The organism is Olivibacter sp. XZL3 (assembly GCF_004368405.1).
GTDB lineage: Bacteria > Bacteroidota > Bacteroidia > Sphingobacteriales > Sphingobacteriaceae > Olivibacter.
In genome coordinates, this window is the sequence record NZ_SBJH01000018.1 from 24,440 (window position 1) to 31,212 (window position 6,773).

Consider the following 6,773-nt stretch of genomic DNA (forward strand, 5'->3'; position numbering starts at 1 on the left):
GTCAATACAAATCATTTCTTTTTCCGCAGGTCCAACGTATAGCCGGTAGTCCATTCAATAAAGTCGGCTTTACCGGCATGTGCTTTAATTGATACACCTGCGAAGAAATCTTTATACACGTAATAGCGCGCGCCTATCCGTAGAAACATCGGCTTGTTTTCTCTATTGAAATCATTTCGATGAAGATAATAGCCAACATTGCCGTTTAAAAACAGCCTAGAAGTTAAAAGGTGGTCAATATAAAAGGCCGGTCCGCCTGAAAACAGCGCACCAAAAGTGCCTTCTTCATCGCCCGCAACCATTGGGTCATTAGCCGAAGCAGAATAAAAAATATTGCCCCCCAATCCTAAACGCCACTTATATCCCAAATAACGGCTCCAAAATACGCCCAAGGTCGATTTGAAGTACTTTCTCGGGTTTTCCTCTTCTAATTGCTTCAGTCCGAATGCATAACTAAACTGGAGTTCATCCTCCTTTGGATTAGGGGCCAAGTATTGCTTTCGGAAATCGAAGGTATTCGCATTCGGCACATAGGTCACCGCGGCCGTAAAAGGAAGCAAATTAACCCCTGTATTGGGTAATCTGAGTGCACCGTTTGAAAAGTGGTGAAAGGCTAAACCCGCCCCCACTTGGAAATGTTTGCTAAGCGTGTAGTTAACCTGTCCACCAACATCAATAAAAACATTATTCTTGGTACCGATAATTAAGTTAAAGGGGTTCTCATCTTCGTTATAGGGATTGAATCGCCCCGAAAGTCCTAACGAAATCCGGTAGTTAAAATTCCAACGTCTGTTTACCCGTGGCCTGACTGGGATCGACACAAAGCCATATACTGCATACGGACTTCCGACGTGATCTAAACCGAAAGTACTGCTATATAAGCCCACACCATAAACCGGATAATTATAAAGCTGATGGTATATATCGCCGCCTCTTCGGGTCTGCCACCCCAACTTCAGGTTAATCGCATTGTAATAGGCGTCACGTAAAGATTCCTTCGCGCGTTCATTACCGGCCAATATCCCCCCGCTTTCATGTTCCATCTGGATAACGAAGTGTTGCTTTTCACTAATATCCGTTGAAAGTGAATCGTCTACCGCCAAGTACCTGGGGTGGAATTGGGCGAATGATCGGCCGATAACAAAAATCAAAAGGAGTTTAATTGCGAAAAAAAGCTTCAACGATCTCAACATAATAAAATTGCAAAAAGGGGGAGCGCAAAGGTAACATTTTAGCGTCCTCCTCCGGCATTGCCAACTAATTCTTGACAAAAAACAAGCAAAACCGGGAAAAGCCACTTTTTAGCCCTTATAAACAACGCAGATCAAAAAACGAAGGACAACACCGGCACACTCCCATCACACTCTTATAGGCGCTAATACACGACATTATATATAGCAAAATGGAGTGAACAACCCTTATTCCCGCAGAATTTGCTACCGTCGATGTATAAGGAGAATAGCATGTGATTCTAATCGAGCCGTCCAACGAAGATTCTGAACCAGGCACTTCGTGTACATTTTTAACGAAGTTAGTGGCGCTGTTCGTATAGCATAAATGAGTGTGCAGGCCGGCACAGCACTTTCGAGTTCGGCAACTGCCCACGCTCAAACGCGGCCGACCCGAGATCATCCACACAATAGTCGGGATTCTTTAAAAAGGAACCTGGAACTTATTCGGCCGAATAAACAATTCATTAAACATCTCTTCTGAAAACCAAACGCTCGGGCCCAAGGAAAAAGGCAGGTAAAACGGGAGCGCAATCTACATCTCCAAGCGGAGTCATCGTCGACTAAAACCCCTTGCAATGCCGACTTGATCTTTAGTAAGCGCCCCCTCCAATCCGGTTAAACAAACTTGGAAGTAAAAGAGACAAAATGCGCTTTTTTGTCTTCCATTAAAATTCAAAACAAATACACTAAGTACCCAAAAAAACCAAAATACTATAAATTCGAAAATGCGCATTGAGTCGCACGAACGCTCGGCACGACAAGGCATAAAAATCTCGTCCGTTGAGGCTTCCTCTAAAACGGAATATCCACCTTTAAAATGTCGACAATACACGGCAAACCGTCCGTTCCGACACACTTCGAATCGAAGCCAGACTCCCGGCAGAAGCAAAGAAATACAGCAGTTAAAGAGATAGACAGGGAAGCCAATTTATCTAGTCATGCCCAGGAGCTTCCCGCCAAAAAACTTCAGCAACACCCAATTGTACTTTTCAACGATTTCTTAAGGCAGTGAACTGAGGAAGCAGCACTAAATAAACCGAAGCTTCGCAGCCGCAATACCGAATACGACTAACGACGGCCGAAAAAGCGCAAGCATAAAAATTTGAGATAGTGTAGTGTTTACAAAAAAATTAGATACTTTTATGAAACCGGAAAAATCGACTCGGTCAGACCGGAATTACCGCATCAACAATGTATAGAAACAGCATATTTGACAAATAAATAAAATAGTTAATAGTCTATTTATCAGATAAAAATATAATTTATTTAAATTAAAAATAAACATAACATATATATTAGAGACCGATCAAAAACTAATATTTTTAGCAGACAAACCCAATGAAGCAACATTATACATATATTTTACTGTTTTTCAAGATTTTATTACTATTTATGTCATTTTCTTGTTCACAATTCGCTTTTGCCCAGATTTTCGACGATTACCAAAACCCTCCAAGTGTAAAGTGGCGGGAAATACAAACGCCCGAATTTCAAGTTATTTTTCCATCAGAATTTGAGGATGAAGCGCAACGGCTCACTTTCGTACTGGAATCGATCTTGTCCAAAGTAAGCAAATCCATTGGTAAAAAACCAAGAAAAATCTCCATCATTTTACAGAACAGGGATGTGGTTTCAAACGGTTTTGTACAGCTGGCACCCCGCCGCTCTGAGTTCGCTACCACCCCACCCCAGCAAATGGATTACCAAGATTGGCTGAACAGTTTAGCCATACATGAACTTCGCCACGTTGTGCAATTCGACAAAATATCCGGGTATCTAAAGGCGCCATTTTTTGAGCAATTGGCATTAGCTATTTTCGGCATCACCCTACCTCCCTGGTTTTACGAAGGAGACGCGGTCGGTATCGAAACGCTACTCAGCACAGCCGGAAGAGGCCGGCTTCCATCTTGGGAAATTCCTTTCAGAACAAATACACTAAGAAGTAAAAAAAACAGCTATCAGAAAGACTACCTCGGCTCATTAAAAGACATCACACCGGGCTACTATCAATTGGGATATTTCATGACGACAAAATTGCGGAGAGACTACGGCGAAGATGCCTTAGAAAAGCTGATGACCCGGATTGCAAAAAATCCGATCAGACCTTATAATTTCAGTAACAGTTTGAAAAGAATGACGGGGTTTAATACGCAGCAATGGCATCAAAAAACAGTGGAAGAACTAGACAGTTTATGGCAAGATCAATTAGCCAAAACCAAGCCGCTGACCTACTCCTTCTTTCCAGAAGAACAGGAAGGAATTGTAGATTTCCTACTCCCAAAATCACTGCCCAACGGCGACGTTTTAGCCTTGCAAAGAAGCAACCATAGTGTACCGAAGATCGTTTTGATCACCAAGAGCGAAACGATAGAAGAGGTGGTTAAAACCGGCATACAAACGGAACCCCATTTCTCTTATGGAGGCAACAAGATAACATGGGACGAACTTCGTTACGACAAGCGGTATTTAAAGCAACGCTTTCATATTATCAATCTATACGATCTTGCTAACAAGAAGTATAAACAGCTGACTTTTAAAACGCGCTTATTCTCTCCTGCACTGTCCGCAGACGGGCAGCATATTGCGGCCATAGAAATTGGTCTTGATAACCGTCCGGCACTCTTAGTCTTGAACAGTAATACAGGAAAGGAAGAAAAGCGTATTAGCTTACCCGCTCACTTCAATGTCCAAACGCCTTCGTTCGACGAAACAGGGACAAAAGTGATTACCACCGTCACCCAACAGCAGGGAAGCAATTTACTCGAAATAGACCTCCAAAGCGAAGCCACCCGCTTATTACTCGATTGGCAGAAACAACAGCTCGAGCGCCCGATCTATACGCCGCGCGGGATTCTGTTTAAGGCCCATTATAACGGCATTGACAACCTCTATCTCCTAACCCATCAAGACGGCCCGATACGACAATTGACCAATATCGAATTTGGCGCAGCAAACCCTTCTTTCGACGAAGCAACAGGAACAATCTATTTCAACAATTATCAGCTAAATGGATACCTGATCAGTCAACTGAATTTCGATAAGACTTTAGATCGGCCTATTACCTTATCGCAGGATTATTTTATCAATTATTTTAAGCCGCTTAGCCGACAGGAAAGCCTCACCGACACATCAACCTTCATCCCTACAAAAACGTTCACCTCAAGGCCTTATAAAGAGCTCAACCACCTCTTCAATTTCCATAGTATTTCGCCTGTGGGCGATGATATATCAAGTATCGATAATTTTAATCTTGGGCTACAGCTCATGTCAGACAACCTCACAAACACCTTTTCCACGCGGATCGGTTTTAATTATGATCAAAACACCAGTGGAACGGATTATTACGTCAGTGCCTCTTTGAAGCGCTGGTTCCCGAAATTCACGCTTGAATACCGAAACCGGGCCCAGTTAAGCAGTATCCGGCTACAAAGTAATCCGAACCAGCGCATACCGTTAAGATGGCGCGAACACTATACGGAGCTAAAAACCACTATTCCTTTAACATTCAACCGCCTGAACACCGTGTACAACACCGGCATATCTCTTGGCACGAGCTATACTTGGCGATACAACATCAACTTGGAAAACATCTCCCTTCCCAACTTTTCTGAGGTGAGATTCCCCCTTCTCTTGCAGTACTATTTCAATAGGAACAGTCGACAAAGCCTTTTGGATCTGGCGCCCAAATGGGGACAAAATGTAAGTTTTATTTATCGGAGTTTAGCATTTGATAGACGATTATCCGGAGATCTTTTCTCGATGCGATCTACGCTGTATTTTCCGGGAATTGTAAACAACCATTCCTTCCAACTTCGTTTCAATTTTCAGGAACGCAGTGCCGACTATCGTCTTACTAACGACATCCCCATGGTAAGTGGATACGACCAGCTGACTCCCTCCAGCGTGAACAATACCTTGTTTCTGGATTACCGATTTCCGCTTGCTTATCCCGATTGGGACCTTGGGCCTTTGGCGTTTATCAAACGATTCAAAGCGGGCTTGTTTGCCGATTTTGAGAACTTTTCGCAAAACGATCGTTTTTCGCCACGCACATTCGGTATAGAATTTCGCGCCGATATGAACGTCCTGCGGTTCTATTTACCTAATTTTGACGCGGGCATTCGCGCCATTTATGTTAACGAACCGGGCCCCAAGAAAATAGTCTTCACTTATGGAGTAAGCTATTCTTATTAAAGGGCGCAAACAAGTATACACCTTTTCTTGTTTTGTAAATCAATATATTCTTGCTGCTTGCAGCAAAAACGATTATTTTAGCTTAAAAATAGGCTCATGAATACAAAAACTATCTTCATTATCATATTAACGGTTTTAGTAACCATCATTTTAATGAAAAATACAGATGAAGTCATCTTCTGGATTTTTGGAGACCGTTACATTCCTAAACTGGCCATTTTAGGAAGTATGTTTGCTTTTGGCATTGTCGTCGGCTTCCTCTTGGGAAGACCAAGAAAGAAAAACGAACTAAGTACCTCGTCAGAGACTTTCCAAACGAGTGATGATCAAAGCAAAGTACAAGAATTGACAGATCCTTATCGGTCCAATCTGTCAGAAGACGATCGAAAATACTTGGACTAAAGCCGCTAGTTCAAATCAAAAGGTTGTTTCTTTTTTATAACACTTTTAGATTCAAGCACCAGAACCACCACCATAATTCCAATGACGATGGATAGGATAAGCTGTAAGGTAGAAAAGAACCGGGTACCTGACATCACAAACTGAGCATCCGACATGAGGTCGCGTCCAACCTGCGTTTGGAGACGTTCAAGCGCTGAAAGTCTCTCCAGAGTACGGTCTAAAGCGATCCCACCATCCGTTTTGTATGTTGCTATCCGTTGGGAAAGCCCTAAAGAAGAATCCTTAAAAAACTGTCCCTCCAATGCGATATAATGGTTGAGCTGCTTTTTAAACTCCTCCAAATACCTTTTCTCCTGATCCACCAAATAGGTCTTCTCGTATTTATTCAATAAAGAGTCTATGAGTCGATTATGCTGCTCCATTCGCTTTGCCAACTGCGCGAGCGATGTAGTCGAAGGCGTCGAATCATTTAAAAACTGGAATATCAAAAACTTTTTGGCATACAGGTGTTCCGTCATATAAAAAATGTCAGACGCTGGCACCAATCGATCGTCATACATCGACAAAAGTGCTTTGCTAATACTCTTTACATTCTTGTCCTCCAACACCCGGATCAACACCGAGCATGCCATAATACAAAACAACAAAAAAGCGACTTTAAGCTTTTGCCGGATAAAGTAGGTCCACCTCATACTGCTTTACAATTGATAGGCGTGGTAAAAAACAAACATAAGGAAAAATACTTCCGTGGCAAAAACAAGCCATCGTTAATTAGCCGAACACGCTCTTTATCTAATAGCTTTCTCATGTAACACCTGCATTCCTGCACCATCATGCCAATTGTATTTCATTGAAAAAACTTACCTTTCCTCTATAAATTAAAGAGAGTCGCATGTCTTATTAATGTTGTTAACCAAGGAAGTCGTTTTAATAGGGCATGCACGA

Annotated in this window: 4 protein-coding genes; 2 read left to right on the forward strand and 2 right to left on the reverse strand. The window is 42.3% G+C overall.

What is annotated here, in order from left to right; translation table 11 throughout:
- Positions 1-11 precede the first annotated feature (11 nt).
- Positions 12-1,151 (reverse strand): acyloxyacyl hydrolase, encoded by a 1,140-nt coding sequence (locus EPX21_RS06015; protein WP_166670688.1) that lies wholly within the window; start codon positions 1,149-1,151, stop codon positions 12-14.
- Positions 1,152-2,624: 1,473 nt separating this feature from the next.
- On the opposite strand from EPX21_RS06015, the gene EPX21_RS06020 reads away from it, so the two are divergent.
- Positions 2,625-5,426, forward strand: a complete 2,802-nt coding sequence (locus EPX21_RS06020; protein WP_134088767.1) for a hypothetical protein — start codon at positions 2,625-2,627, stop codon at positions 5,424-5,426.
- Between the two features lie 96 nt (positions 5,427-5,522).
- A complete protein-coding gene (locus EPX21_RS06025) occupies positions 5,523-5,828 on the forward strand; it encodes a hypothetical protein (RefSeq protein ID WP_134088768.1) in 306 nt (101 codons plus the stop codon).
- Between the two features lie 5 nt (positions 5,829-5,833).
- On the opposite strand, the gene EPX21_RS06030 is transcribed toward EPX21_RS06025, so the two are convergent.
- Positions 5,834-6,520: an MCP four helix bundle domain-containing protein gene (locus EPX21_RS06030; protein WP_134088769.1), complete on the reverse strand. Its 687-nt coding sequence runs from the start codon at positions 6,518-6,520 to the stop codon at positions 5,834-5,836.
- Between the last annotated feature and the right edge of the window lie 253 nt (positions 6,521-6,773).